The organism is Streptomyces sp. NPDC020742, from assembly GCF_040641675.1.
GTDB lineage: Bacteria > Actinomycetota > Actinomycetes > Streptomycetales > Streptomycetaceae > Streptomyces.
The window spans coordinates 42,706-68,592 of record NZ_JBFAEA010000012.1 but is presented as its reverse complement, the minus strand read 5'-3'; the positions used below and the strand labels follow the sequence as shown (position 1 = coordinate 68,592).

27 protein-coding genes and 1 pseudogene are annotated in these 25,887 nt (G+C 72.7%); 12 read left to right on the top strand and 16 right to left on the bottom strand.

Annotated features, from left to right (window positions below):
* Positions 1 to 81 precede the first annotated feature (81 nt).
* Positions 82 to 822: a ribonuclease H gene (locus AB0G84_RS21210; RefSeq protein ID WP_361322742.1), complete on the bottom strand. Its 741-nt coding sequence runs from the start codon at positions 820 to 822 to the stop codon at positions 82 to 84.
* Between the two features lie 240 nt (positions 823 to 1,062).
* On the opposite strand from AB0G84_RS21210, the gene AB0G84_RS21205 reads away from it, so the two are divergent.
* The 3 genes from AB0G84_RS21205 (at position 1,063) to AB0G84_RS21195 (ending at position 4,246) form a co-directional block, all read left to right on the top strand.
* On the top strand, positions 1,063 to 2,277 hold the full coding sequence (locus tag AB0G84_RS21205) for a dipeptidyl aminopeptidase (RefSeq protein ID WP_361322739.1): 1,215 nt from the start codon (positions 1,063 to 1,065) through the stop codon (positions 2,275 to 2,277).
* Between the two features lie 310 nt (positions 2,278 to 2,587).
* Positions 2,588 to 2,827 carry a chaplin gene (locus tag AB0G84_RS21200; RefSeq protein ID WP_361322736.1) on the top strand — a complete coding sequence of 80 codons (240 nt, stop codon included), beginning with the start codon at positions 2,588 to 2,590 and terminating at the stop codon, positions 2,825 to 2,827.
* An 876-nt stretch (positions 2,828 to 3,703) separates the two neighbouring features.
* Complete coding sequence (locus tag AB0G84_RS21195) at positions 3,704 to 4,246, top strand: DoxX family protein (protein ID WP_361322733.1); 543 nt, start codon at positions 3,704 to 3,706, stop codon at positions 4,244 to 4,246.
* A 194-nt stretch (positions 4,247 to 4,440) separates the two neighbouring features.
* On the opposite strand, the gene rho is transcribed toward AB0G84_RS21195, so the two are convergent.
* Positions 4,441 to 5,703, bottom strand: coding sequence for a transcription termination factor Rho (gene rho / locus AB0G84_RS21190; protein ID WP_361322730.1), 1,263 nt, complete (start codon positions 5,701 to 5,703; stop codon positions 4,441 to 4,443).
* A gap of 432 nt (positions 5,704 to 6,135) precedes the next feature.
* Between rho and AB0G84_RS21185 the strand changes: the two genes are divergently transcribed.
* Positions 6,136 to 6,915 carry a class I SAM-dependent methyltransferase gene (locus tag AB0G84_RS21185; protein WP_361322727.1) on the top strand — a complete coding sequence of 260 codons (780 nt, stop codon included), beginning with the start codon at positions 6,136 to 6,138 and terminating at the stop codon, positions 6,913 to 6,915.
* Positions 6,916 to 7,020: 105 nt separating this feature from the next.
* Here the strand turns inward: AB0G84_RS21185 and AB0G84_RS21180 are convergent, their stop codons facing one another.
* A complete protein-coding gene (locus tag AB0G84_RS21180) occupies positions 7,021 to 7,503 on the bottom strand; it encodes an SRPBCC family protein (protein ID WP_361322724.1) in 483 nt (160 codons plus the stop codon).
* Positions 7,500 to 8,258, bottom strand: coding sequence for an alpha/beta fold hydrolase (locus AB0G84_RS21175; protein ID WP_361322721.1), 759 nt, complete (start codon positions 8,256 to 8,258; stop codon positions 7,500 to 7,502). The genes AB0G84_RS21180 and AB0G84_RS21175 overlap by 4 nt, the downstream gene beginning before the upstream one ends.
* A 62-nt stretch (positions 8,259 to 8,320) precedes the next feature.
* Here AB0G84_RS21175 and AB0G84_RS21170 point away from each other — a divergent pair, with 62 nt between their 5' ends.
* Both AB0G84_RS21170 and AB0G84_RS21165 read left to right on the top strand, forming a co-directional pair.
* Complete coding sequence (locus AB0G84_RS21170) at positions 8,321 to 8,920, top strand: TetR/AcrR family transcriptional regulator (RefSeq protein ID WP_361322718.1); 600 nt, start codon at positions 8,321 to 8,323, stop codon at positions 8,918 to 8,920.
* 328 nt (positions 8,921 to 9,248) lie between these two features.
* The gene (locus AB0G84_RS21165; protein ID WP_361322715.1) at positions 9,249 to 9,932 is read left to right on the top strand and encodes a hypothetical protein; all 684 of its coding nucleotides are present in this window, start codon (positions 9,249 to 9,251) and stop codon (positions 9,930 to 9,932) included.
* A 118-nt stretch (positions 9,933 to 10,050) separates the two neighbouring features.
* Here the strand turns inward: AB0G84_RS21165 and AB0G84_RS21160 are convergent, their stop codons facing one another.
* Positions 10,051 to 10,716 carry a class I SAM-dependent methyltransferase gene (locus AB0G84_RS21160; RefSeq protein ID WP_361322712.1) on the bottom strand — a complete coding sequence of 222 codons (666 nt, stop codon included), beginning with the start codon at positions 10,714 to 10,716 and terminating at the stop codon, positions 10,051 to 10,053.
* Positions 10,717 to 10,997: 281 nt separating this feature from the next.
* On the bottom strand, positions 10,998 to 11,570 hold the full coding sequence (locus AB0G84_RS21155) for a TetR/AcrR family transcriptional regulator (RefSeq protein ID WP_361322709.1): 573 nt from the start codon (positions 11,568 to 11,570) through the stop codon (positions 10,998 to 11,000).
* Positions 11,571 to 11,669: 99 nt separating this feature from the next.
* Here AB0G84_RS21155 and AB0G84_RS21150 point away from each other — a divergent pair, with 99 nt between their 5' ends.
* Both AB0G84_RS21150 and AB0G84_RS21145 read left to right on the top strand, forming a co-directional pair.
* Positions 11,670 to 11,957, top strand: coding sequence for an antibiotic biosynthesis monooxygenase (locus tag AB0G84_RS21150; RefSeq protein WP_361322706.1), 288 nt, complete (start codon positions 11,670 to 11,672; stop codon positions 11,955 to 11,957).
* Between the two features lie 318 nt (positions 11,958 to 12,275).
* Positions 12,276 to 12,779 carry a hypothetical protein gene (locus tag AB0G84_RS21145; RefSeq protein WP_361322703.1) on the top strand — a complete coding sequence of 168 codons (504 nt, stop codon included), beginning with the start codon at positions 12,276 to 12,278 and terminating at the stop codon, positions 12,777 to 12,779.
* 89 nt (positions 12,780 to 12,868) lie between these two features.
* Here AB0G84_RS21145 and AB0G84_RS21140 read toward each other — a convergent pair whose 3' ends face one another.
* Positions 12,869 to 13,603: a L,D-transpeptidase family protein gene (locus AB0G84_RS21140; protein ID WP_361322700.1), complete on the bottom strand. Its 735-nt coding sequence runs from the start codon at positions 13,601 to 13,603 to the stop codon at positions 12,869 to 12,871.
* Between the two features lie 238 nt (positions 13,604 to 13,841).
* Here AB0G84_RS21140 and AB0G84_RS21135 point away from each other — a divergent pair, with 238 nt between their 5' ends.
* Positions 13,842 to 14,351 (top strand): DUF664 domain-containing protein, encoded by a 510-nt coding sequence (locus AB0G84_RS21135; protein WP_361322697.1) that lies wholly within the window; start codon positions 13,842 to 13,844, stop codon positions 14,349 to 14,351.
* Positions 14,352 to 14,370: 19 nt separating this feature from the next.
* Here the strand turns inward: AB0G84_RS21135 and AB0G84_RS21130 are convergent, their stop codons facing one another.
* The 5 genes from AB0G84_RS21130 to AB0G84_RS21110 all read right to left on the bottom strand — a co-directional run bounded on the left by AB0G84_RS21130 (position 14,371) and on the right by AB0G84_RS21110 (position 17,636).
* Positions 14,371 to 14,877 (bottom strand): metallophosphoesterase, encoded by a 507-nt coding sequence (locus tag AB0G84_RS21130; RefSeq protein WP_361322694.1) that lies wholly within the window; start codon positions 14,875 to 14,877, stop codon positions 14,371 to 14,373.
* Positions 14,878 to 15,014: 137 nt separating this feature from the next.
* Positions 15,015 to 15,857, bottom strand: a complete 843-nt coding sequence (locus AB0G84_RS21125) for an SDR family NAD(P)-dependent oxidoreductase (protein WP_361322691.1) — start codon at positions 15,855 to 15,857, stop codon at positions 15,015 to 15,017.
* Positions 15,858 to 16,150: 293 nt separating this feature from the next.
* Positions 16,151 to 16,810, bottom strand: a complete 660-nt coding sequence (locus tag AB0G84_RS21120) for a hypothetical protein (protein WP_361322688.1) — start codon at positions 16,808 to 16,810, stop codon at positions 16,151 to 16,153.
* Positions 16,810 to 17,352 carry a sigma factor-like helix-turn-helix DNA-binding protein gene (locus AB0G84_RS21115; protein WP_361322685.1) on the bottom strand — a complete coding sequence of 181 codons (543 nt, stop codon included), beginning with the start codon at positions 17,350 to 17,352 and terminating at the stop codon, positions 16,810 to 16,812. Before AB0G84_RS21115 ends, AB0G84_RS21120 begins: the two co-directional genes overlap by 1 nt.
* Positions 17,349 to 17,636: a hypothetical protein gene (locus AB0G84_RS21110; RefSeq protein ID WP_361322682.1), complete on the bottom strand. Its 288-nt coding sequence runs from the start codon at positions 17,634 to 17,636 to the stop codon at positions 17,349 to 17,351. Before AB0G84_RS21110 ends, AB0G84_RS21115 begins: the two co-directional genes overlap by 4 nt.
* 744 nt (positions 17,637 to 18,380) lie before the next feature.
* Between AB0G84_RS21110 and AB0G84_RS21105 the strand changes: the two genes are divergently transcribed.
* Positions 18,381 to 19,067: a transglycosylase family protein gene (locus tag AB0G84_RS21105; protein ID WP_361322679.1), complete on the top strand. Its 687-nt coding sequence runs from the start codon at positions 18,381 to 18,383 to the stop codon at positions 19,065 to 19,067.
* Between the two features lie 344 nt (positions 19,068 to 19,411).
* On the opposite strand, the gene AB0G84_RS21100 is transcribed toward AB0G84_RS21105, so the two are convergent.
* Positions 19,412 to 19,846: a CBS domain-containing protein gene (locus tag AB0G84_RS21100; RefSeq protein WP_361322676.1), complete on the bottom strand. Its 435-nt coding sequence runs from the start codon at positions 19,844 to 19,846 to the stop codon at positions 19,412 to 19,414.
* A gap of 149 nt (positions 19,847 to 19,995) precedes the next feature.
* Here AB0G84_RS21100 and AB0G84_RS21095 point away from each other — a divergent pair, with 149 nt between their 5' ends.
* Positions 19,996 to 22,023 carry a M3 family metallopeptidase gene (locus AB0G84_RS21095; RefSeq protein WP_361322673.1) on the top strand — a complete coding sequence of 676 codons (2,028 nt, stop codon included), beginning with the start codon at positions 19,996 to 19,998 and terminating at the stop codon, positions 22,021 to 22,023.
* 21 nt (positions 22,024 to 22,044) lie between these two features.
* On the opposite strand, the pseudogene AB0G84_RS21090 reads toward AB0G84_RS21095, so the two are convergent.
* Together AB0G84_RS21090 and AB0G84_RS21085 are read right to left on the bottom strand one after the other, a co-directional pair.
* Positions 22,045 to 22,484: pseudogene (locus AB0G84_RS21090) on the bottom strand (hypothetical protein).
* A gap of 148 nt (positions 22,485 to 22,632) precedes the next feature.
* Complete coding sequence (locus AB0G84_RS21085; RefSeq protein ID WP_361322670.1) at positions 22,633 to 23,247, bottom strand: maleylpyruvate isomerase family mycothiol-dependent enzyme; 615 nt, start codon at positions 23,245 to 23,247, stop codon at positions 22,633 to 22,635.
* 94 nt (positions 23,248 to 23,341) lie between these two features.
* On the opposite strand from AB0G84_RS21085, the gene AB0G84_RS21080 reads away from it, so the two are divergent.
* Complete coding sequence (locus tag AB0G84_RS21080) at positions 23,342 to 24,313, top strand: LysR substrate-binding domain-containing protein (RefSeq protein ID WP_361322667.1); 972 nt, start codon at positions 23,342 to 23,344, stop codon at positions 24,311 to 24,313.
* Here AB0G84_RS21080 and AB0G84_RS21075 read toward each other — a convergent pair.
* Entirely contained in the window at positions 24,292 to 25,752 is a 1,461-nt protein-coding gene (locus AB0G84_RS21075) for an SDR family NAD(P)-dependent oxidoreductase (RefSeq protein ID WP_361322665.1), read from the bottom strand. The two genes, AB0G84_RS21080 and AB0G84_RS21075, sit on opposite strands and share 22 nt — an antisense overlap.
* Between the last annotated feature and the right edge of the window lie 135 nt (positions 25,753 to 25,887).

The window sequence follows — 25,887 nt, the reverse complement described above, 5'->3', positions numbered from 1 at the left end:
ACACGACCACCGGCCGAACCGGCGTCCTCATGCCGGGACACCCCGCCCCCTGTGCGGTGGAACGCCCCCGCGTGCCCTACGCTACGCGCCGTCGCCGGCGGTGGCGCGGCAGTCCGGATGCCCCCAGCCGTCCGGGTTCTTGGCGATCGACTCGCCGGCGGCGTACGAGCGTCCGCAGCGGCAGCGGCCGGGGAACTTGGCCTTGAGGGTCCGCGCCGAGCCCTTCGCCGCACCCCGGGCGCCGTTCTTCGCACCGGGCCGCCGTGCCGAGGCCGCCGGGCTGCCGGGGCGGCGGGGACCGGCGGACCGTACGGTGTCCGGCGCGGCCAGCGGCTCCGGGGAGCCGAGCTCGGTGCCGGCGGCTTCCTGGACGACGGCCGCCTGGCTCGCGGCCCGGTCGGCGAAGTCATTGAGCCGGTCGCCGTCCACCTGGTGCGCCGGCACGTACCGGAACTCCACCTCGCGGCCGGTCAGCAGCTCGTCGATCCGTACGACCAGCTCCTGGTTGGCGACCGGCTTGCCCGCGGCCGTCTTCCAGCCCTTGCGCTTCCAGCCGGGCAGCCAGGTCGTGACGGCCTTCATCGCGTACTGGGAGTCCATCCGGATCTCGATCGGCACGGCCGGGTCGGTGGCCGACAGCAGGCGCTCCAGGGCGGTGAGCTCGGCGACGTTGTTCGTCGCGGTGCCCAGCGGGCCGGCCGCCCAGCGGACGACGGTCTCCTGGGCGTCGGCGAGCACCCACGCCCAGCCCGCTGGCCCGGGGTTCCCCTTCGAAGCACCATCACATGCGGCAATCACGCGTTCAGCCATGCGCGCGATCATGCCAGGCCGGGAGGCGGCGGGCGAAGTGGCGTCGGCGGGGCCGACGTGTTAGCTCCCGAGGGCACGCCCCCCACCTCCGCACGGCACGCCCCAGGCGCCGGTGCCCGGAGTGCGTGCCCCGGCGGCCGTTCCTAGGCTGGAACGAAGGCTCCGGTCCCGCGGCACCCCTTCCGGCCGGAGCTGACGGACGTCGGCTCCGCGGCGTCCCCCGTCGTCCGCACGTCCCGTGCCGGAGCCGCCATGACGTACCGGTTTTCCCAGAACGATCAGTTCAACTACGAGATCCAGATCGCTCTGGGCTCCGCATGGCGCCACGGCGCCGACGTGGGCGAGGTGCTGGCCGCCGCGGGGTCCGTGGCGGACGCGGACGCCGGGACCTGGCTGACCACCTGGAGCGACCTGGCCCGTGCAGTCCGCGAACAGGCCGAGAAGTCCGCCGCGCACGGGCACGCGGTGAGCGCCCGGGAGGCCTTTCTGCGGGCGGCCGGATACTTCGGCACGGCCCTGGTGGCGGTCGATGCGCTCGCCGACCCGGAAGCGCGGCTGGGCGAGCTCTTCGCCGAGCACCGGCACTGCTTCGACCGGTTCGCGGTCGCCTGGGACCCGCCTGCCGAGCGGGTGGCGATCCCGTACGAGGACACCGCGCTCCCCGGCTACCTGATCAGCCCGCCGGGCCCGCCCGGCCCCCGGCCGACGATGATCGTCAACAACGGCAGCGACGGCCCGGTCTCCGCCGCCTGGACGCTGCTGGGGGCGCCCGCGGTGGCTCGCGGCTACCGCGCCCTGCTCTTCGACGGCCCCGGCCAGCAGTCGATGCTCTTCGAGCGCGGGGTCACCTTCCGGCCCGACTGGGAGCGCGTCATCACCCCGGTCGTGGACTTCCTGGCCGCCCACGAGGACGTCGACGCCCGGCGCATCGTGCTGGCCGGTATCAGCCAGGCCGGCTACTGGGTGCCGCGGGCGCTCGCCTTCGAGCATCGCCTCGCCGCCGCCGTCGCCGACCCCGGCGTCGTCGATGTCGCGGAGAGCTGGTGGCACAACCTCGGCCCGGATCTGCGCGCGCTGTGGGAATCCGGTGACCGCGAGACCTTCGACCGGCTCATGAACGAGGCCCTGGAGGAGTCGCCCGCGCTGGCCGCCGTGTGGCGCTGGCGGGCCAAGCCGTACGGCATCACCTCCCCCTTCGCGCTGCTCACCGAGGTCGCCCGGTACACCGTGGCCCCGGTGGTGCACCAGATCACCACCCCGCTGCTGATCACCGACCCCGAGGGCGAGAACTTCTGGCCCGGTGCGGCGCGGCGCCTCTACGACGCTCTGCCGGGCCCCAAGGAGCTGGTCCGCTTCACCGCCGCCGAAGGCGCCCATCTGCACTGCGAGCCCCTGGGCCGCGCACGGTTCGAGCAGCGGGTGTTCGACTGGTTGGACGCCCGCCTGGGCCTGCCGGCCGACGACTGACGGTCCCGTACGCCTCGTAGGCCCGGTGCGCCCTGTGCACCGCGTGCGCCTCCTCCGTCCCGGAGACGCCGTGGACACCGGGGAGGCTGGGACGTCAGGGGCGCAGGGGACACCGGATTCGCACGGCAGAGCGTCAACCCCCGTCGCCATATCACCGAGAAGTCTGATCTTCGCGCTCTCCGGCTCTGACGAGGAAGTCGACAGGGCATCAACTCCCCCGTACGCAAAGGCGGTCCACCGTCGCGCACCAGGCCTTCCACGGAACGGCAGGGGACGGAACCGCTTCCGCCACAGGTAAGGAGACCGATCGATGGCTCACCGGATCAAGAGTGCCCTCGTCACCGCCGGCGCCTTCGCCGCCGCATTCGGTGGGGCCGGTCTGGCCACCGCCGACAGCGGCGCACAGGGCGCGTCGCTCCACTCGCCCGGCATCGTCTCCGGCAACGTGATCCAGATCCCCGTCCACGTTCCGGTCGGCGTCTGCGGCAACACCATCAACGTCATCGGACTGCTCAACCCCGCTTTCGGCGCCCCCTGCCCCAACGGCTGATACCCCGCACGTACGCCGTTGCCAGGCCGGCGGCCCGGCGTGTGCGGGCCGGAAGAGCGGGCCCCCGGAAGGTCGTCCTTCCCGGGGGCCCGCTCCCTGCGTGGAACCAGGCGCCGCGTCGAACTCCCCCTCATTCGGGGCAGGTTCACGCGGCGCGGCCGTGGGTGCGGCGACAGACGTCGCACGAGCCGGCCGCGGCCCGGGGGGACGAGCAGGAGCGGCCGGCTCCGGGGCGTGCCGTGCGTGGGTCGGCCCGGTCCGTCGTGGGTCGGGTCGACGGCCCGCGGGCTGCGGGGGTGGAGCAGGGACCGGCGCCAGGTTAGGGGGCCGCGCCAGCGGGGTTCGAGCCGCAATCCGGCCAGAGGTGAGCCGTTCCTCGGGTGACGCCCTGTACCGCCTGGGAGCACGGGGCGAGGGAGCACGGGTGGGGGCGCGGAAGCGCCTACCGGCGGAGGTCGGAGGAAACGGATCCGTACGGGCCGGCCGCGCCCGGACGCCACCGGGGACGGAGGTGGCGGGGCAACGGAGTCCTGTCGGCGGGCGGGCGTCGCCGCGCCACCTCAGTACGCATGCGTACACACCAGTTCTGCGCGGAAGGCTCCGCTGTCCCGGCCGTTCGGGCGGAGCCGCCTCGCCCTCCCCCTAGGCAAGCGCGCTCCGACGTAGGACGATCGACAGTATCGATTGAAAGCGCAAGCCCCTCGTTGTTGCGCAGCAGGGGATGCGGGTGCCCCGGCGGCGTCGTCCGTCGACCGCACTCCGCAGGGCGCCACCACATTCCACGAGAGTCCATGGGATTTTCGCCACCACGAGCGCGCTGGCGCGGGTGTTCTACACCGCGGCCACCCGAGGCGCCGGTGCGGGAAGCGAACCGTCATGAAACTCCTCGCTGAGCGGCCGCCGGACGCAACCACCCGGCCCCACGACCTCCGATCTCCCCCGCTGGCCACCGACCTGGGTCTGCTCTTCCTCCGGCTGTCGTTCGGGCTGATCATGGCCGGTCACGGCGCCCAGAAACTGTTCGGAATCTTCGGTGGCCAGGGACTCACCGCCACCGGAAAGGGCTTTGATGCCCTTGGCTACCACCCGGGCGAGTTCTATGCGGGCCTCGCCGGAGTTTCGGAGTTCCTCGGCGGCCTGGGCCTCGCGGCCGGACTGCTCACCCCGCTCGCCGCGGCCGCAGTGATCGGCGTGATGATCAATGCCATGGTCCTGGCGGCCCCCAAGGGGCTCTGGACACAGAGCGGCGGCATGGAGTATCCCCTCTGCATCGCGGTCGTGGCGTTGTCGATCGCCGCGATCGGCCCCGGCCGGTTCGCGCTGGACCGTCCGTTCCGCTGGCGGGACGGTGGTATGGCCTGCGCGGGCTTCGCCCTGGGGGTCGGAGGCATCGGCGCCTTGATCGTGCTGGCCATCTGAACGGCCTCGTACCGTAGGGGGCGTACCGGCCGACCCGCGCGGCTCCTTGCGGCGGTACAGCCCGTGCGGGCCACCTGCCGCTCGCGGCGGTGGAGCCACCGCCCCGGTCACCCGGGATCCGCACGCGGGACGGCGACCGCCGGCCTCCCCTCACCGCCCGCCGTCCGAGCGCTGCTCGACGCTGGGAAGGGCTGCTACCGAGGCTCGGTTCCCCGTACCTGCCGCAGGAACGTCGCATTGTCCGGCGTCTTGCGGACCCGCTCCAGCAGTGCCTCGGTCCGCACCGTCCCGTCGCCGGCGTGGAGGGCACGACGCAGTTGGTGGAGGGCCACCAACTCGTCGGCGGGGAGCATCAGTTCCTCCCGGCGGGTACCGGTCAGGGGGACGTTGACCGCCGGATGGAGGCGCCGGTGCGCGAGGGCGCGGTCCAGGCGGAGTTCCATGTTGCCGGTGCTCTTCAACTCCTCGAAGAAGTAGTCGTCGGCCCGCGAACCGGTCTCCACCAGTGCGGTGGCGAGGATGGTGAGGGAACCGCCCTCCTCCGTCAGGCGCGCCGCACCGAAGAACCGCTTGGGGCCCTGCAGCGCCGCGACGTCCACACCGCCGCTGAGGGTCCTGCCCCCGCTCCCCGGCCCGGTCGCGTTGTTGTGCGCCCGGCACAGCCGCGTCAGGGAGTCGAGCAGGATGACGACGTCCTGGCCCTGTTCGACCAGCCGCTTCGCCCGTTCCACGGCCAACTCCGCGAGCGCGATGTGCTCCTTGGGCGACTGATCGAAGGTGGAGGCCAGCACCTCGCCCCGCACCCGCCGGCGCATATCGGTGACCTCCTCGGGGCGTTCGTCGATCAGCACCACCATCAGCCGGCACTCCGGGTGGTTCTCGGCGAAGGACGCGGCGAGTTGCTGCAGCAGCACCGTCTTGCCCGTCTTGGGCGGGGCGGCGATCAGGCCGCGCTGGCCCTTGCCGACCGGGGCGAGCAGGTCGACGATGCGCGGTGTCAGCCCGCCGGTGGGGGTCTCCAGGCGCATCCGGTGGCGTGGGTGCAGCGGCGTGAGATCGCGGAAGTGCGGCCGGCCGCGTACGGCCCCGGGTGGCAGGCCGTTGACCGAGGCGATACGGGTGAGCGTCCGCGCCCGGTCGCACTCCCCCACCACGAGGTCGCCCCTCCGCAGGCCGTGGCGGCGGATCAGCTCGGCGGGGACACGGACGTCCCGGGGCGAGGGAAGAAGTCCTTCGGTGCGGAGAAAGCCGTGCTGCTGCCGGTCGTTCGCGCCGTCCAGGACCCCTGCGGCGGACAGCGGCGGGGCCGTCGGTGCGGTGGCCGGTGCCGGGGTCCCGGCGGCGGTCGCCGACGCACGGCGGGCGCCCGTCGCCTTTGTGGCCGCGACCCCGGTCGTGCTCGCGGTCGCTGCCATGGACGTGGGGCTGGGCATGGGGGTGGTCAGTGTGGTGGCCATGGTGGTGGAGGAGGTCCTCTCGTCATGCGCGGATCGCTCACGGCGCCCGCGCGGACAGGGCAGATGGGGGAAGGCGGGGAGGGCGGCAGGGCCGCTCCGGAAGCGGCCGGCCGGCAGCGTCGGGCGGACGCGACGGCACGCCCCTGCCGCACCGGTGGTACGCCCCGCGGACGGACGGCGGAACGGCCCACGGCCTGGGAACGGCAGCTGGTGCCGGCATCGCCCAGCCGGGCCGTGTCAACGGCGTACGGTGCGGCGCTGGGTCATCCCCGGATGAAGGTGACTGGTGCGAGGAGCGTGAATCGCGAAGCAAGGCCAGATAGGCAACCAGGACACCGGCGCCGCCAGAGCGGCGAACCGGCGAACATAAGTACGCTCCACCGGCACGGTACCACTCCGCCGGGAAGGCCGTCGAGCGTATGCTGAGGCGCGATGTTCACCGCCCAAGGCCCCACGTTCCGTGAACTCGCCGTCCAGGCGCTGTCCTCCGTCGAGCACGGCTATGACCTGCTCGCGCCGAAGTTCGACCACACCCCCTTCCGGACGCCTCGGCCGGTGCTGACGTCCGTCGCGCGGGCACTGCACGACCTCGGGCCGTTCGGCAGCGGACTCGACCTGTGCTGCGGCACCGGCGCCGGTACGGAGGTACTGCGGCAGGTCTGCGGTGAGCGCGTCACCGGCGTCGACATCAGCGCCGGGATGCTGGCGGTGGCGCGGGCCACCGCCCGCGCGCATCCCGCCGATCCGGCCCGGCCCGCCCACGTGGACGGGGAAGCGGCGGCCGCGGCCGGGCCACGGGAGGAGTGGGTGCGGGCGGACGCCCGGGCCCTGCCCTTCGGCCCGGTCTTCGACCTCGCGGTGAGCTTCGGTGCGTTCGGGCACTTCCTGCCCCGGGAGCGGCCGGGGCTGTTCGCGCAGGTCCACTCCGTGCTGCGGCCCGGCGGCCGGTTCGTCTTCCCGATCGTGGCGCCGTCCCCGCCCGGTTCGGTCGCGTACTGGGCGCTGCTGGCGTTCGACGCCGCGATGCGGGTGCGCAATGCGCTCTGGCATCCGCCGTTCGTCATGTACTACCGGCCGTTCCGCCTCACCGAGGTGCGCGCGGAGCTGGTGCGGGCCGGTTTCCGGGTGGAGTTGTCCGCGCTTGCGGAGCTCGGCCGGCGCCCGGACGGCAGCCCGCGGTGCCGGCTGGTGGTGGCCACCCGGAGCGTCTGAGGCGACGGGCTGCCGGGCGGCTCCCGGCCGCGCCCGCCCCTGTCGGGCCCGTCCCGGCCGCGCCCGTCGCGTCCACGGGCCCGGCCAGGGCAGAAGGGCGACGGCTCAGTCGTCCGTTCGGCAGGTGGCCGACAGGCGCTGGAGGGTCTGCCGCATGCCGATGCGGTTCTGCGCGGCGCGCCGAGCGGCCGGGGTGCCCGTGAAGACCAGGCCCAGCAGCTCGGCGACCGACCGGCGCCAGCCGTGCCGCCGGCGGTCGATCCAGTACTCGGTGACCCGCGTGCCCCGCTGCGTGGGCGTCAGCCGGTAGCCCCACCGCGCCACGGGCAGGCCGAACGTGCCGACGTCGAAGGCGAACTCCCGGCCGGGGTCGTCGATGACGATCCGGCAGTCGGTGAACCAGACCCACGGTCCCCTGCGGTTGAAGCCCACGAAGCGGTCGCCGCGCCGCCACACCCAGAAGACCTCCGGGCTCCACTCCCGCATCCGCCGCACGTCCGCGAGCGCCGCATGGACGGCGTCCGGCGGGGCGGCGATCTCCAGGGACTCCTCTGCACTCCACTCCCGGGCGGCCGCGGTGGCGTTCATCGTCCGCCCCCCGCCGACGCCATGGCGGGCGCCCGGCCCGTGGTCACGACCGACGCGGCGTCACATACCTGCCGGGCGACCGCCGTTGCGTCCGCGAGGACACCGAGGTGCCCGCACCCGGGACGGATGACCAGCCTGCCCTGGTGGCAGGCGCGCAGGAAGCGGCGTTCGTCGCGTCGGAAGTGGTCGCGTTCGCCGTTCACTAGCCATACGGGCCCCGGGTAGGCGGAGAGCGATGCCAGCGGGTCCATGACCGAGACGGCGGCCACCACACTGGGCACCACGGCACAGTCGAGGCCGCCCGCGACCATGGCCCGTGCCAGCGGGCCGGGAAGCGCGCGCCGGAACGCGAACGCGCTGAGACGGTCGGCCCGTTGCGGGTATCGACCGGACAGCCGCGCCGCGCCCCGGTAGACGGCGCCCAGCGTTCCCCGCGGCACCGCCGTACAGCCCATCGCCACCAGACCGGCCACCCGCTCCGGGTGACGGCCGGCGGTGGCCAGGGCGACATAGCCGCCCAGGGACAGGCCGGTGACCAGCGCCCGGCCGCCGAGTGTGTCGATGGCCGCGACGACCGCCTCGACGGCGCCGGACAGCGTGAACGGCTCACCGCGCCGCGCCCCGTGGCCTGGTAGGTCGGGTGCCGCGACGGGATGGCGCGCGCCGATGGCTTGGATCACGGGCTGCCACATCGTGGCGCTGACCCGGGTGCCGTGCACGAACACGAGGGGCAGCCCGGCTTCGTTGGTTTCCATGTCCGGCACGCTACAACAAATGCAACGCAACGTTGCGTTGCTTTTCGCGATAGGCTCACCCCATGAGCGAGGAACCCCGAAAGAGCGGCGCAGCACGGAGCGGCGGCGGCCCGCGGAAGGCGCAGGAGATCTTCGACGCGACGCTGACCCTGCTCGCGGAGAAGGGCTACGAGGGCCTGACCGTGGAGGGTGTCGCCCAGCGGTCCGGCGTCAACAAGACCACGATCTACCGGTGGTGGCCGTCCAAAGGGGCACTCCTGGGCGCCGCGCTACTGGGGTCGCAGCGACTGACCCTCACCCCGACCGACACCGGGAGCCTCCGCGGCGACCTGGAGGCCCTACTGGCGGGAGTGGTCACCCTGCTCACCGCTCCGCCGGCCGCCGCGATCGCCGTGCCGGCACTGGGCGCCGTCACCCACAGCCCCGAACTCGCCGGGTACGTACGGGACTTCTTCGCCGACCGGATCGCCCGCGAGCGACCCCTCTTCGACCGCGCCGTCGCCCGGGGCGAGCTCTCCGCGGACGCCGACCCCATGCTGCTGATGGACCTGCTGGCGGGGGCCGCCTGGGTCCGGGTCGCCCTGCGCCAACTCCCCATCGAGGACGACTTCGTGGCGCGTGCGGTGCACACCGTCCTCAACGGGGCCTCAGGGGCGGGGTGATGCCGGACCACGGCCCCTACCGGCCGGGACGCTGCGGGTGCGGGGACCGTACCGGGCGCGGCAGCCATCTGACGCACCATCTACACACCCCCTACAGGGGAACGTTCCACAATCAACTACAACTTTACTAAAACTTGGTGTAGTTGAACAAGATTTCACTCCAATCTCAAACACAACAGCAGCAACGGCGGCCCCAGCAAGAAGCACCGGCCCCGCGCTGAGTGCTGAGCACCGGGCCCCGACGGACATCCGGTCCCTCCGGCACGGAAGGCCGCCAGCTGCTGGATGTGACGCACACACCGAGTGAAAGGGATGAGGCAACAGCACGATGGCACAGAGCACGTACCGCAGGACCCTCCGGCACGGAAGCCGACTGATGGCGCTGTCCGCCGCGGCATGCGGACTGGTCGCGGCGATGACCCTGCCGGCCGCAGCGGAAGAGGCACCCACGCGGCAGCAGCTGGTGGCCGACTGCGCTTCCGGTGAAGGGAAGTGCACCTTCAACGAGCCCAAGCTCGGGGAGGCGTACCTGGGCGACTTCCGCCGGGTGTCCAACTCGCTCTACAACTGCAGCACTTCGGATGCCACGCAGTCGATGAGCTGGTCGGACACCGTGGGTTCGACGGACTCCGCTGGGGTCTCGGTCACCGCCGGCGGCAAGATAGCCGACCTGATCGACCTGAGCGTGACCGCGACCTACAGCCACACCTGGTCGAGCTCGCACACCGAGGACAGCGCGCTGAACATGACGGTCAAGCCCGGCGAGGTGGGCTGGATCTCGCGTGCACAGGTGATGCAGACCGTCACCGGCACCTGGCAGACGCACTACGACAGCCCGAAGTGGGGGCACTACTACTGGTTCGTGCCGGACACGGTCACCGGTCCCGCGCCCAACGGCACGGACGGGCAGAGCAGCGCGGTGACGGTCAAGACCCGCAAGATGACGGCCAAGGAGAAGGCCTCCTGCTCCAGTGGGCTCAGGAAGGGCCACGCGTTCGTGGTGAAGCGCTGACGGTGGCCCGCCGCCGCGCCTGACGGTGGGCGGGCGCCGGCGCATCTGCCGCAGCGGTTGGCCTCATCGGTGGTGCACCGGTGAGGCCGACCGGTCCGCCGGTCCGCCGGTCGGCCCCCTACCGGGCATCCGGCTGGCGGCGCGCGAGCAGGATTCCGCCGAGGGTGCTCTCGGCTGAGGTGAGAGTCCGGTGCGCCTCGACGGTGAAGCCGGCATCGTTGAGCCAGGCAGTCAACCGGCCGGGCTGTCGACGATGGACGTGGACCTTCATCGGGTGGCCGCCGTAGCCCTGCGTCTTCAGCTGCGGTTCCGCACCGACGTGGAAGCCGAGCAGCAGCGGGCCGCCGGGCCGCAGCACTCGCCGGAAGTGCCCGAAGACCGCGCCGATCTCGTCGTCGGGGACGTGGATCAGCGAGTACCAGGCGACCAGGCCGGCCATCGAGCCGTCGGCGAGGTCGAAGTCCGTCATGGAGCCGACCTCGAAGCGTAGGCCGGGGTGGTCACGCCGGGCCACCTCGATCATCCCGGGCGACAGGTCGACCCCGAACGCGTCCACGCCCACGTGACGCAAGTGGGCCGTGATCCTCCCCGGGCCGCATCCCACGTCCGCGACCGGCCCCCCGCCGCCGGTGCGCACCAGGTCGGCGAAGTGCGCCAGGGCAGCGCGCTCCTCGGGTGTCTCCTCCAGGAGGTGACGGACCTGGTCCGCGTAGCTGGCGGCCACGGTGTCGTAGGACGTCCGGGTGTCTGCCAACCAGTCGTCCGTGTTCGGTTCGACGCTCACGGTCGCAGGCTATCCAACGCCCCGCAGGAGGCGGCCACTTCACGCTCCTTGTGCCTGGCGGCCGTCGGCGGACGCACGGCCACCTCACCCAAGCGGTGTCGACCGCGTCACGTGCCGGCCCTTCGCGGCATCCGCCCAACGACGAGGGTTCGATCCGCCGAACGACGAGGGTTCGATCCGCCGAACAGCGAGGGTTCGACAGCGCGGCTCATCGCACGACTCGGCTGGCACATCCCGAGCACCCCGACGTTCTCGACGGCTGTCGGGGGCCCGGGAGGGGCTCATGCACCAGGGTTGCCCTGCGGGACGTCGAGGATGATGTCGGCGGCGCGGGCGATGACCGGGGCGCGGGTGCTGCCGGGGTGGTCGGCGGCGAGGAAGTGACTGCCGATGGCCGTGCAGAAGGCGAGCAGGGCGCGGGCCTCGACCTCGTCGGGGTCGGCGCAGAAGGTGCCGATCGCGTCGCGGGCCAGCTGCATGCGCTTGTTGTCCACGCGGCGCAGGCGGTCGGCGACGGCGCGGTCACGGCGGGCCCATTCGCGGACGGCTAGGTCGATGGGGAGCAGGCGATCACTGGAGAAGGTGAGCTGCCCGGCCAGGCGGACCTTGTTCCGTGCGTCGCCACCCTCCCGCTCGACGCGGTCCACGACGTCGTCCACGCTCTCGCGCTCCCACGCGTCCAGCATCTCGGTCAGCAGAGCGTCACGGTCGGCGAAGTAACCGTAGAAGCCCCCCTTGGTCACCCCCAGCGCCTTGGCGAGCGCCTCGACCCGCACCGCGTCCACTCCGCCCGCAGCCAGCACCCGAAGCCCCTCCTCGACCCACTTCTCGCGCGGTGTACGCAATGCACCCATATGTGACTCACCTCACCCAGTCCGACCTGTTGTACGGTCCCGCACAACAGGTCTAGTCTCGCCTTGTACGGCATCGTATAACCCGAGAGGGGAGACGTCATGTCATTCGGCTTCGTTGCCTTCCACTACCCGGCCCCCGAGCACGTCGAGGAGTTCGTTGACCAGTGCCACCTGGTCGCCGAGGCGTCGCGGCGGCAGCCGGGCTTCCTGTCCGTCGGGGTCTGGGTCACGCCGGACGGCGACGCCGTCGTCACCACCGGCGCTTTCGAGTCCGAGGAGGCCTTCCGGGCGGCGTCCGAGGTCGGCCGCGAGATGGGCGCGACGCCGGACGGCCTGAGCGACCTGGAGGTCAGGCCCCGTGAGGTCCACTTCCTGGTGTCGCGCTAACGATCTCGGTGGGGTCAACTCTCCGTTGACGTAGGGACTTTGCGTGCAGGAGAAGTCCGGAACCGTCGGCGCATCGACCCTGGTCGACGGCCGTCCGGACCAGCTCCGGTGCTGGCCGGCCCAGATGACCGAGACCGCTCAGCCGTACGCCCCCCGGCCGAACGACTGCGGGGGGTACGACTGCAGAACCTGATGCTCCGTCATGTCAGGTGTCTCCCCCGCCCGTCGGACCGATCCTCCTGGGGGAATACGGTGCTCCGGTCGCCGCAGCGGGTATCACCGGGGGGATTCCGCTTTTTGCGCTCCCGGGAGCCGCTCATGAAGCACACGCATTCCCTGCCCGGCGACATCGGACTCACTCACATCAACGGCATCAGCGGCCGCTTGATCCGCTTCGGCCAGTGGATCAACGGCGACGGCTTCGCCGACTACCAACACGCCTTCCTCGTCCTCCCGGACGACCAGCTGCTGGAGGCGGAGCCCGGTGGGGCCCGCGTCCGTCCCCTCACCCAGTACGCCGACGCCGACGTGCGCTATGTCTGCCCGGAAGGGCTCACCGAGGAGCAGCGTGCCGACATCTGCGCGGCGGCCGACCGGTATGTGGGGGTGCCCTACAGCTTCCTCGACTACCTGGCGATCGCCACCCACCGCTTCCATGTCCCCGTTCCGGGGCTGCGGCGCTATGTCGCCAGCACCCGGCACATGATCTGCTCCCAACTCGTCGACCAGTGCTATGTGGACGCGGGGGTGCATCTGTTCGCCGATCACCGCTGGCCGGGCTATGTGACGCCGCTGGCGCTGTACCAGTTGCTGGGCCGCTGAGTTGCTGGCCCTCTGACGGGAAACGGCCCCGCGGTCCGGGGCCGTTCCTTGTGCCTGCAGATGCCCTGAGGGATCAGGTGCCGGGCGGATCAGGTGCCGGGCTTGCGGCCGTAGACGTAGACGTCGTCGCCGTTCTTGAGCAGGGACCAGTACTTCTTGGCGTCACCACTGCGCATGTTGACGCAGCCGTGCGAGCCCGGCGCGGACCAGACGCTGCCGCTGATGGAGTGGAACGCCTGGCCACCGTCGAAGAACTGGCTGTACGGCATGGCCACGTGGTACAGGGTCGACACATGGTGCAGATGGCGCCAGTAGATCTTCTTGGCGCCGGTGCGGGTCTCGTAGCCGTCGCGTCCGCTGCGGATCGGGACCGGGCCGTACACCAGCCGCGGGCCGTCCTGGATCCAGCTGAGCTGGCGGGTCAGGTCGACACAGGCGGTGCGGCCCCGGTCGGTGGGGCACCGGCCGGCCTTGTTCGGGTGGCTGCCGGCCGCGTTCTGCTGTGCGACGACGCGCATCACCCCCCAGGTGACGGGGCCCGCGTAGCCGATGTTCGGGCTGATGCCGTGGCTGGTCTGGAAGGCCCGGATCGCCCGGCAGTCGGACGCCGACTGCCGGCCGTCCACGGGTCGGCCGAGGAACTTCTCGGCCTGCTTCTGGTAGGGGCCGCGGGACGCGGTGCAGGAGGACGCGGTGGCGGCCTGGGCGGTGGAGCCGAGGGCCAGCGTCAGCGGCACGGTCAGCGCGGTGACCGCCAGCGCCGTGCCTGCCCGGCGCGCCGCGCCGGCCCGCCGCCGTATGCGCAGGTTCAGTCGTCGATTCATGACCGGTAGGACTGTTTGCCCGACCCGCCGGTTGCAGGCGTGACCGACCCGATATTTCGCGTGCGCGAGATCCGGCAACGTCCCGTGCTGCGGTGCGGCGGAGCCCTGGGCGGCGGGTGCGGTGGCCGCCGCGGGGCCGGTGCCGCCGGGGCGGCCTCCCACCATTCGCCGCGCCGGCTTGCGACCATGGGCGCGCCGCCGGGGACCCCCGCCCTTCCGTCGCCGCAAAGGAGCCCGTATGACCGCCAGCACGGACCTGCTCGTCGATGCCTTCGGCCGGATCCGGGAGGCGGTCGACGACGTCGTTGACGACCTTGGCCCCGACGAGCTCAGCAACCGCCCCGACGACGACGCCAACTCCATCGGCTGGCTGGTCTGGCACCTCACCAGGATCCAGGACGATCATGTCGCCGGGGTCGCCGGCACCGAGCAGGTCTGGACCGCGGACGAGTGGTACGAGCGCTTCGGGCTGCCGTTCACGGGCGATGACACCGGATACGGCCACTCCTGCAAGGAGGTCGCGGCGGTACGGGACATCAGCGCCCAGCTACTGGCGGACTACCACGAGGCCGTCCATGACGCCACGGTGCAGTACCTCGCCGGGGTCGGGGAGAAGGACCTCAGGCGCATCGTGGACCGCGGCTGGTCGCCGCCGGTCACCCTGGGCGTCCGGCTGGTCAGCGTGATCGCCGACGATCTTCAGCATGTCGGCCAGGCCGCCTACGTGCGCGGGCTGCTCGGCCGCTGAGCTCCGGACCGGCGTCGGGTCAGCCGCGGCGGGGTAGTCGGTGCAATTCCACCGAGGTCAGCCGGCCCGCCCGCGCCCGGGCCGTCAGGTAGGTGCAGTACGGCTGGCGCCGGCGGTCGGTGGGTGAGCCGGGGTTCAGCAGCCGCAGCCGGCCGTCGGCGGTGGTGGAGTCCCAGGGGATGTGGCTGTGCCCGAAGACCAGCACGTCCAGGTCGGGGAACCGCTCGGCGCACCGCCGCTCGCGCCCCTGGGCGGGCCCGGTCTCGTGCACCACACCGAGCCGCAGCCCGGCCAGCTCGGCGCGGGCCACCTCCGGCAGTCGGGCCCGCAGCTCCGGGCCGTCGTTGTTGCCGTACACCCCGATCAGCCGCCGGGCACGGGACTGCAGCAGGTCCAGGGTGGCGGTGTCGACCCAGTCGCCGGCGTGGATCACCACATCGGCGTGCGGCACCGCGTCGAGGAGCTGCGGGGGCAGCGCCTTGGCGCGCCGGGGCAGATGGGTGTCCGACATGATCAGGAGGCGCACGGGGCGACGGTATCCGCCCGGCGGGCCGGGCACCACGCATTGCGGTCGATCGGTGTACCAGGGCGGTACCGGACCGCTTCAGCGTTCCTGGGCGGTTGCCGGACCACGTCGACGTTCCCGGGCGGCCCCGGACTGTCTCAGCGCTCCTGGGCGGTCGGGCGCACCGTGATCTCGTTGACCGCCGCACGGGCCGGCTGGGTGATCATGAAGAGGATGGCCCGGGCGAGGTCCTCGGGCCGCAGCCAGACGTCCTGCGGAAGACCGTGCGCGGCTCCCACCTGCCCGGCGCCGAGCGTCATCTCCGTCGTCGTCATGCCCGGTTCGACCAGCCCGACCCGGACGCCGCGCGCGGTCACCTCCTGGCGCAGCGCCTCGCTGAACGAGCACACCGCGTGCTTGGTGGCGGAGTAGACGCTGTTGTCCTTGCGGGGCACCCGGCCGGCGACCGAGCTGACGTTCACCAGATCGGCGACGCCCCGGGGCCCCTCCGCGGCGCGCAGCAGGTGCGGCAGTGCGGCGTGCGACATCCGCAGCACCGCCGTGAGGTTGAGGTCGACCATCCGCTGCCAGTCCGCGGGGTCGCTGTCCTGTACGGAACTGCGCGCGCCGAAGCCCGCGTTGTTCACCAGGATGTCGAGCCGTCCGAGGCGGTCCACTGCGGTGGCGACCGTGCGGCCGGGCTGTTCGGCGTCGCTCAGGTCGGCGGCCACGGCGACGGCCGTACCGCTGCCCTGCTCCTCGATGGCCGCGGTGAGCCGCGCCAGCCGGTCGGCGCGGCGCGCCACCAGGGCGACCGAGCAGCCCTCCCCGGCCAGCGCCAGCGCGGTGGCCGCACCGATGCCGCTGGAGGCACCGGTCACCAGCGCCACACTGCCCGACAGCGGCCGCCGGGCGCCGCCCGGGTCCGCCGCCCCGCTCCGGCCCGCCCCGCTCCGGTCCGCCGCGTCCGGGGCGGTCCGTTCGCTCTGTCCGGTGGCCATCTGGTCGTTCCTCCCGATCGGTCGGTCACTCCGCGCACCGCGGGCAGCCCCCGGCGCGGTACGCGGCGCCGGGCCGGTGCCCGGATACAGCCCACACCCGTGCCGCGACGGCCGCCACCGGGCCGGCTCGCGGGGCGGGTGGCGGCCAGCGGGCGGGGCGGGTACCGGCGGGCGTCGTACCGGGGCGGGCGGTGTCCCTCCCGGGGCGCTGCAGAACACCGCGAGCCCCGCGAACACCGCGAACACCGCGGTCGCCGGCCGGTACGGGGCGGCGGCGACCGCGGCGTGCACCGTCACGGCGCGACGAGTTCTCGCGGCAAATGGTTCTGCTGGAGGAACGTCCGCAGGCTCCGGTCGCAGGTGCGGGCGAATCCCTGGGCCAGTTCCGAGGTTCCGCGCACCGGAAGGGGCAGGTGCCGTTCGAGGGCGAAGCCCATCATCCGGGCGATGGCCCGCCAGAGCCGGGCGTCGGTGCTGCGGCCGACCGCGGCGTGGTGCACGGCCAGCAGATGCGCGGCGAGTTCGTCGCCGGCCCCGGCCGCGAAGCGCCACCAGTACAAGGCGCTGTCCCACTTGTCGAGCGTGTAGAGGAGGCAGCCGAAGGTGCGTGCGCCGGCCGCGTCGTAGTCGGCGGCGAAGGCCCCGAGCGTGTCGATGTCCTGGGAGCGGAGCACGATGTGGCACAGCCGCCGAGCCTCGGCGAGCACCGTGGCGCAGGGGATCGCGGGGGTGAGGAGGGGGGTGGGGCGGCGCCTCCGGCGGCCGCGGGCGAGGGCGGGGCGTACGGGGGTCGGGCGGATGCCGGCGACCGCGCCCCGGGGGATCGGCTCGGGGTCCCGACCGGTGCCGTCGGCGATGCGGGCGGCCAGGCGCTCGGTGAAGGCCACCGGATCGTGGTCGGCGAACTCCGCCCTGAGCGCGTCGGCTTGGCGTCGTAGCAGGTCTTCGAGCATCACGCGTCCTCTCCGGCCCCGCAGGAACCGTTCGTCATGATCTCTTTGAGCCTTTGCAGCCCGATGCTGGTGCTGACCTTGGCGGCACCGGGGGTGGTGCCCAGCCGTTCGGCGATCTGGTCGTACGACAGGCCGGCCAGGTGGCGCAGCCGTACGGAGTTGGCCTGCAGGGGCGCGGTGGACTCCAGTTCGTCCAGGGCGAGGTCGAGCGGTTCGCAACTGCGCAGCTCCTGGAGGTAGGCGGTGTCGGGCGGGTCGGCGAAGGGCTGAACCCGGCTGTTGCGGATCTCGCGGCGGTAGAAGTCGGAGATCACGCCGTTGAGGATGGTGTACGTCATGGCCTTGGGGTTGACGTGCGCGAGGATGCGCTCCCACTTGGAGTACATCCGGCACCCAGCCTCCAAGGTGGCCTCCTCGGCGTCGCGGCGGTCGCGCAGGCGCGCGGCGGCGACGGCGAGCAGGGCCTTCTGTTCCCGCTGGAAGAACACCTCGAAGTCCAGCGGCAGATCGGTGGGGCTGGCCAGGGGGGAGTGCTCGTTCACCAGGCCCCCTCGCGGCCATGGCCCGTCGTCGGCGACACCGGCGAGGACGGGACGGCGGCGTCCGGGGACGTGCCGTGGCGCGGGCGGCCCTGGAGGACGGTGCCGTGCAGCAGCGGTACGGCGGTGGTACGGGCGGCGGTGGCGGCGTGGTGGTCTTCGGCGCAGGCCTGCGAGACGGTGCGCACCACGCGCCGGACAAGGGCGTCGAGTCCTGTGGCGGTCAACCGGTAGACGCCGACCAGTGCCAGCGCGTACCAGGGCCATGCATGCCCCAAGTTCTCCACGAGCCCTCCCTTCTTGAGAGTTGCTGCCCCCGCGTCCTTGCGGTGGGCGGAACGCGGACGGCGTTCCTGTCCCTCTCACCGACGAGAGGGGGCTTCAGGGTTAATCAGGCTCCGCACATAATCAGCAGAAAGTGATCGATCAATTGCACACTGTGCGTCCGACCTGCACTTTCCTCCTTCGGGAGTGATCAATACCACATTGACGTGAGGTTTCATCGCGGGTAACTACCGTTCGAAAAACCGGGGTTCGCCTTCGCAATGGAAGCGACGGGGTGTCAGCAGGCGCCGGTGCGCCGGTGCGGGACCGCCTCCGGCGCCGGCCCCGCACCGGACGGACCGGTGCACCGCCCGGAGGTCCGTGCGCGGTGCATGCGGACCTGCGCAGCGCATGCATCGAGCGCCCCGGATGCGCTCGGCGGACACCCCCGCCACGGCCGGGTGATCGCCCGGAAGCAGGGAGCCGTGCCCCGGTCCGGAGCGGGGTGCGCCCCCGCCCCTGGGGGGCCGGTGAACCTCACGGAGGCATGTCCGCGCGCCCCGGACAAGGGGGCAGGCCGGGCCGCAGCGGCGCTACCGCGCGCTCTGCCGGTGCCGACGCCACGCATGGTTGTCTCGTCCCCGTCGATTTCATGGCGTCACCCGGAATGCGCGGTACGGGCAATCCCCCGCACCCGAATTCCGGTGCGGCGTCAGTTTCCTGAATGGCCGCCAGGCAACTGTGCGGCGAGCGACGGGAGCACACGCATGGAATTTCCTCAGGCATCGGAAACGAGCGCCCGGGGCGCATTCCGGGGATACGGGTCCCGGGGCGTCACGGCGGCCGCCGTCCTGCTGGCGGCCGGCGCGCTGAACGTGGCGGCCGGGCAGCCCGCCGGGGCCGTGGCGAGCGGCACCTGGGACCGTCTCGCCGGCTGCGAGAGCGGGGGCAACTGGCGCATCGACAGCGGGAACGGGTTCTCCGGCGGGCTGCAGCTGGCCCACTCCACCTGGAGTTCCTTCGGCGGCCGGTCCTTCGGTGCCCGCGCCGCACACGCGACCCGGGCCCAGCAGATCCACGTCGCGGAACGGGTATTGGCGCGGCAGGGCTGGCACGCATGGCCGGCCTGCTCGGCCCGGCTCGGTCTGAACGGGACCCCGCAGGGAGCCACCCCGCGCAGCAGCACACCACAGCGCGCCCCGCAGCACACCTCTCGCACACCGGCCCGGCCGGGGCACCCGCACGTCCACGGGAAGCGCTTCAAGGCCCAGCGCCACCGGAGTTCCGGCGGCACGGTCGTCGTCAACGCCGGGGACACCGTGAGCGGAATCGCCGCCGCGCACGGATTCCGCTGGCAAGAATTCTATCGGGCCAACCGCACGGCGATCGGCGGGAATCCGGACCTCATCTTCCCGGGCACCCGGCTGGTCTTACCGGTCGATGACCGTGGATGAGCGGTGAATTGACACCGGCTGCGCACTCCGCCCATCGGCCGGACATTCCCTAGCCGGAAATCCGCAGCATCGGCCCACCGGCGGTGGCAGTGACTGCCGGGCCGTAGCGGTGGGCCCCCTGTCGTAGCGGTGGATCCCAGGCCGTCCGTGGCGCCGCGGACGGCCTGCCCACCTGGCCGGGTGTCCGCCGTCCCGGATGTCCGGCCCCGGCCTCGCGGCATCCGCGGGGACCGGCGGACCGATGGGGCGCCGCCCGTGCGGCACCGGCCCCTCGGGCGCGCATCAGCCACGTCGGGAACGCCGGATGGCGATGGCGTTGGACGGTCGGGCGTGCGGCCGTTCGCCTAGGCCATGGCGTACACGCGGGTCGCGAACTCCGCGATCTGCCCGTCGGTGAGGCTCTTCGCGAGGTTGGCCTCGGTGATCATCCCGATCAGGCGGTGGCCGCCCTTGACGTCGATCACCGGCAGCCGCTTGATGTGGTTGTTCTCCATGATCTCCAGGACCTTGGAGGCGTCCGCTTCGGCATCGATCCAGTGCAGCTCCCCGCCGAGCGAACCGGCCTGGACCGTCGCCGGATCGATCCCCTCGGCGCAGCAGGTGATGACGATGTCGCGGTCGGTGACCATACCCGCCAGCTTGTTGTTGTCGCCGCAGATGGGCAGGCATCCGACATCGAGATCACGCATCATCCTCGCCGCGTCATAGAGCGATTCATGGGCACCCACGCAGCGCACTCCGCCGGTCATGATGTCGCGGGCTAGCAGTTTGCCGGCCATGATTCCTCCCGTATCAGGAGCGTTGGTTGCCTCGCCTTCGATGACATCACGGATGGGTGCCCGACGCTTCCCGGGGCGGACGGGGGCGCACCCGCCTCTTCGGCCGCCACCACCCCCGGGGTCCCCTCCGGGGCGTAGGGTCGGCATTCGTGACGACGAACCCCTTCTTCGAACCCAGTGAGCTGCCGTACGGGCTCCCGCCCTTCGCGCGGATCCGGCACGAGCACTATCTGCCGGCCTTCGAGCGCGGGATGGCGGAACAGCTGGCCGAGGTGGCCGCGATCACCACGGGAGCGGAGCCCGCCACGTTCGCGAACACCGTGGAGGCGCTGGAGCGCAGCGGCACGCTGCTGGGCCGGGTGCACCGGGTGTTCTTCAACAAGGTGGCGTCGGACACGGACGACGCGCTCCAGGCGCTGGAGGCGAAGATCGCGCCCCGGCTGGCCGCCCACGGCGATGCGCTGCTGCTCGATCCGGCCCTGTTCGCACGGCTGGCCGCGCTGTACGAGGGGCGGGAGCACCTCGGCCTGGACGCCGAGCAGTTGAAGGTGCTGGAGCGGCAACACGACCTTCGGGTACGGGCCGGGGCACAGCTCGCCCCGGACCGGCAGCGGCGGCTGCGGGAGCTGAACACCGAGATCGCCGAGCGGTGCGCGGAGTTCCGGCGGAACCTGCGGGCGGCCACCGCCGAGGCCGCGCCGGTGGTGGAGCGCGCCGAGGAGCTGGCCGGCCTGTCGCCGGACCAGGTGGCCGCCGCTGCCGGCGCCGCACGGGCGCGGGGCCTGGACGGGAGGTTCGTGCTCAGCCTGAAGAACTTCACCCACCAGACCGAACTCGCCTCGCTCGACGACCCCGTGCTGCGCGAGCGGCTGCTCGCCGCCTCGCTCGGCCGTGCCGCACGGAGCAACGGCCCGGTCGCCGTGGCCCTGGCCCGGCTGCGGGCCGAGCGGGCGGCCCTGCTCGGCCACCCGAGCCATGCCTCCTGGGAGGTCGCCGACCGGACCGCCGGGACCACCGAGGCCGTCGAGGAGATGTTCGGCCGGGTGAACGGCCCCGCCGTCGCCAATGCCGCGCTCGAAGCCGCCGCGCTGGCCGAGGCGGCCGGCGTCGCGGAGATCGGCGCGGCCGACTGGCAGTACTACGCCGAGCGCGTCCGCAAGGAGCGGTTCGGCCTCGACGCCGCCGCGCTGCGGCCGTACCTGGAGCTGGAGTCCGTGCTGCACCGCGGGGTCTTCCACGCCGCCCGCCTGGTCTACGGGATCACCGTCACCGAGCGGCCCGACCTGGTGGCGTACCACCCGGACGCCCGGGTCTTCGAGGTCCACGACGCCGACGGCAGCCCGCTCGGCCTCTACATCGGCGACTTCCACGCCCGCCCTTCGAAGCGCGGCGGGGCCTGGGAGAACGAGCTGGTGCAGCAGTCGCACCTGCTCGGCCACCGGCCGGTGGTGGTCAACAACCTCAATGTCGCCAAGCCCGCGGAGGGCGAGCCGACCCTGCTGACCTGGAAGGAAGTCGGCACGCTCTTCCATGAGTTCGGCCATGCGCTGCACGCGCTGTTCTCCGACGTCCGCTATCCGCTACTGGCCGGCACTCAGGTGCCGCGCGACTTCGTGGAGTTCCCGTCCCAGGTCAACGAGGTGTGGGCGGAGTGGCCCGAGGTGCTGGCGCACTACGCACGGCACCATGTCACCGGCGAGCCGATGCCCGCGGACCTGCCCGCCCGGTTGCGGGAGGCAGAGCGTTTCGGCGCGGGCTTCCGGATGGTGGAGCACCAGGCCGCAGCGGTACTGGACTGGGCCTGGCACTCCCTCTCCGCGGACGGTGAGCTGCCGGACGAGGACGGCGCCGAGGCGTTCGAGGCCGCCGCGCTGGAGCGGTCCGGGCTGGCGCTGCCCACCATTCCGCCGCGCTACCGCACCGGCTACTTCGCGCACATCTTCAGCCACGGCTACGAGGCCGGGTACTACGGCTACCGCTGGGCTGAGGTGTTGGACGCCGACGCGGTGCGCTGGTTCCGGGAGAACGGCAAGACGGTCCGCGAGAGCGGTGAGGTCTTCCGCCGTGAGCTGCTCGCCCGGGGCGGCAGCGTGGACCCGCTGGAGGCGTTCCGTGCAGTGATCGGCCGCGATCCGGAGATCGGGCCGCTGCTCGCCCGCCATGGGCTGGCCGGCTGACCGGGAAGTCCGATCGACTGCTCACGCCCTGTCAGGAAGCGGTCGGGCGGGCAGGTTTCGCTCCCGGACACCGCCCCGCCCATCCAGCTCCACGCGGTATGGGCCGACCTCCGGGCCCGGGTCGCGCTCTCGGTCAGCCGGCCGTCGGTGAACAGCGCGCCGACGCCGTCGTCCAACGCCCAGCCGGCGGGCAACGCACCGTTGGCCACGGCCGCCCGGCAGGAGGGGCGGCGGCCCGGCTCGCTGTCGTAGTGCGGGCAGACCGAGCCGGGCAGCAGCCCCAGCCCGGCGAGGAACTGCTTGATGTAGCCGGGGGCGTCCCCGCTGGCGGTGGGCACGAAGCACACCCGGGGCGCGCAGGTACGGGCGTGCCCGAGCGCCCAGTCGTCGAGGCGGCCGTCGTCGTCGGTGGAGAAGCCGCCGCCGAGGTGGGCCAGCCGGCGTGCGGGAACAGCAGCCATGGGAGCCAGAGGAGCGCCTCCTCGGCGGACGGAGCACGGGAGCTGGTGGTTCCGCCATGCCGGAGGCCGCTCCCGGGCCGCAATCGCTTCTTGCCCGCCCCGGTGGCGGCGCCTCCGCAGGACCGGCCCGGCGCCCCGTCCCGGTCGCTCAGCCGGCCACGAACTCCTCCTGCCGGTCGCCCCGGAGGCGTCCGGGCGGGAGCTTGCGGCCGAAGGCGACCAGCAGCAGGTCCTGGCCGCTGCCGGTGAGCGGGGTGCCGGTGCCGAAGGACCAGTCGAGGTCGTCGGCGCAGAGCTGGACCCCCTTGAGGCGGGCGCCGAAGAAGGCCGCTGACCGGGGGGTGACGCTCTCCAGCAGGACCCGGGTCCGGTCCTCGGGCACCCGGCGGTCGAGGCCGAGCGCCACGGTGATGTCCAGGCCGTGGACCACGTCGTGGCCGAGGGCGGCGGTGATGCCACCCGGCGGCTTGAAGGGGTGGTGGGCGTTGTCCCGGAGGAACGCGGCGAGTTCGGCCGTCGAGGCGGTGGCGGCGTCCCTGTGGGCGAGCCGGTCGGTCATCCGGTGCAGACTGCCGCCGGCCCTGACCAGTTCGCCGGCCATCCGGGAAAGGGAGTAGCGGAAGCCCATCGACATATGGGCGGCGACCTCCCGTACCCGCCAGCCCCGGCACAGGGACGGGGCGTCCCACTGCTCGTCCGTGAGGCCATCCAACAGGTCCGCCAGCTCCCGACGTTCGGCCGCGATCGCCGCTGTGATCTCCATGGCTCCAGCCTCGTGGGCCCGCCGCCATAAGTCCAAGAGCTGGTCATTCTGCCTGCCATAAGCAGCAGTTCTGGAGCGTCCTAGACTGCCGCTCATGGAACTCCGGCAGTTGCAGTACTTCGTCGCGGTGGCCGAGGAGGCGAGCTTCACCCGGGCGGCATCCCGGCTGCATGTGGCGCAGCCGGGGGTGAGCGCACAGATCCGGCAGCTGGAGCGGGAGTTGGGGCAGCCGCTGCTGGACCGTTCCGGCCGTTCGGTGACGGTGACGGAGGTGGGTGCGGCGGTGCTCGGGTACGCCCGGGCCGCGCTCGCCTCCGTCGACGGGATCCGGCACGTCGTGGAGGAGTTCACCGGGCTGCTGCGCGGCCGGGTCGCGATCGGGCTGGTCTCGGGCGCGAGCGTCGGCGCGTTCGATGTGGCCGGCCTGTTGGCGGACTTCCACGACGCCCACCCCCGGGTGGAGATCTCGCTGACCGAGGACACCTCGGAACGGATGCTGGCCGCGCTGCAGAGCGGCGCCCTCGACCTGGCGTTGATCGGTCTCGCCGAGGAGGAGCCCCCGCCGGGGATCTCCCTCCGGCTGGTGGTCGATGTGCCGCTGGTCGCCGCGGTCGCGCCGGACGACCCGCTGCTCGCTCCCCCGGGCCGCACCAGCGTTGCGCTGTCTGCGCTCGCCGGCCGCCCGTTGATCAGCCTGCCGCGCGGTACCGGCCTGCGCGGGGTCCTCGAACGCGCCTGCACGGAAGCGGGCTTCCGGCCCGTGATCGCCTTCGAGGCGGCGGCCCCGCCGGTCCTCGCGCAGCTCGCCGCGCGGGGCCTGGGGGTGGCGGTGCTCCCGGCGACACCGGGCGAGGGCGCGGAGGAGTCCGGGCTGCGGACGCTGGAGCTGACCGGGCCGCGGCCGCGCGCCCGGATCGCCCTGGCCTGGCGTACGGAGGGGCCGGCCGGCCCGGCGGCCCGGGCGCTGCTGGACCGGCTGCGGTCCGCGCTGCCCTCACCCGGTGGCCGCGAACGCGGCGGTCACCGGGCGGCGGGCAGCGGCGGTCACCAGGCGGCGGGGGCGTAGTCCTTCAGGAAGCAGCCGAAGAGGTCCTCCCCGCTCTCGCCGCGGACGATCGGGTCGTAGACCCGGGCGGCGCCGTCGACCAGGTCGAGCGGGGCGTGGAAGCCCTCCTCGGCCAGCCGCATCTTCTCGGGGTGCGGGCGCTCGTCGGTGATCCAGCCGGTGTCCACGGCGGTCATCAGGATGCCGTCGGTGTCCAGCATCTCGCGGGCGCTGGTGCGGGTGAGCATGTTCAGCGCGGCCTTGGCCATGTTGGTGTGCGGGTGGCCCGGCCCCTTGTAGCCGCGGCTGAACTGGCCCTCCATCGCGGAGACGTTCACCACGTACTTGCGGCGCGCCGGCGATGCGGACATCGCCGGGCGCAGCCGGCTCACCAGGAGGAACGGCGCGGTCATATTGCACAGTTGGACCTCCAGCAGCTCGACCGGGTCGACCTCGTCGACCTTCTGGGTCCAGCTGTTGACGGGGTGGAGGTCGGGGACCAGTCCCCCGGCGTCGATCGCGGTGCCCGCCTCGATCCGGGCGGGCGAGGCGGAGCCGGTGGTCAGGGCGAGGGCGGTGAGGTCCTCGGCGGTCAGCCCGCCGGTACCGGCCTCGGCGGCGGTCAGCGCGGCGGGGGCGCCGCTACCGAAGTGGCCGAGGACGAGGGAGGCGGGCAGCTCACCGGCGGGCAGCGGCGCGGACTCGGCGGCCACCAGCTGCTCGTACGCCTCGGGTGAACGACGGACGGTCTGGGCGGCGTTGTTGATCAGGATGTCGAGCGGGCCCTCGGCGCTCACCGTGTCGGCGAGCGCGATGACCTGCGACGGGTCCCGGAGGTCGATCCCGACGATCTTCAGCCGGTGCAGCCACTCCGCGCTGTCCGGCATCGCGGTGAAGCGGCGGATCGCATCGTGCGGGAAGCGGGTGGTGATCGTGGTGTGGGCGCCGTCGCGCAGCAGCCGGAGCGCGATGTACATGCCGATCTTCGCCCGGCCGCCGGTGAGCAGCGCCCGCCGGCCGGTGAGGTCGGTGCGGGCGTCGCGGCGGGCCCGGTTCTCCGCCGCACAGGCCCGGCACAGCTGGTGGTAGAACGCGTCGACCTCGGTGTACCGGGCCTTGCAGACGTAGCAGCTGCGGGGGCGCTCCAGGATGCCGGCTATCTCGCCGGTGGTGGAGGTGGTGAGGGCCCGTCCCTGGGTCTCGTCGTCGATCCGGTCGGCCGCGCCGGTGGCGGTGGCCGCGGTGACGGCCCGGTCGTTGGCGGTCTTGGCCGCCCGGCGCTCCTTGCGGCGGCGCGCCTTGACCTCGCGGAAGATGCCGGCGGTGGCCCTGCGTATGGTGATCGCGTCGGGGTGGTCGAGCGGGATGTCGCCCAGCTCCTCCAGCACGCTCAGGCAGATCGCCATCCGCTCCGCATCGATACCGTCGCCGGCGGCCCGGCCTGTTTCGGTCACCGTCATTGCCGCTGCCGCTTCCCTGGGTGTGTGTACTGCTGGTGTTCTTGTGTCGGCGGAACTGTACGTAGCAAGGGGCGGGTCGGCCAAACCGGTGCGGGGCCCGGCGCCGTTCGGCACCGGGCCCCGCAGCGGGCGCTG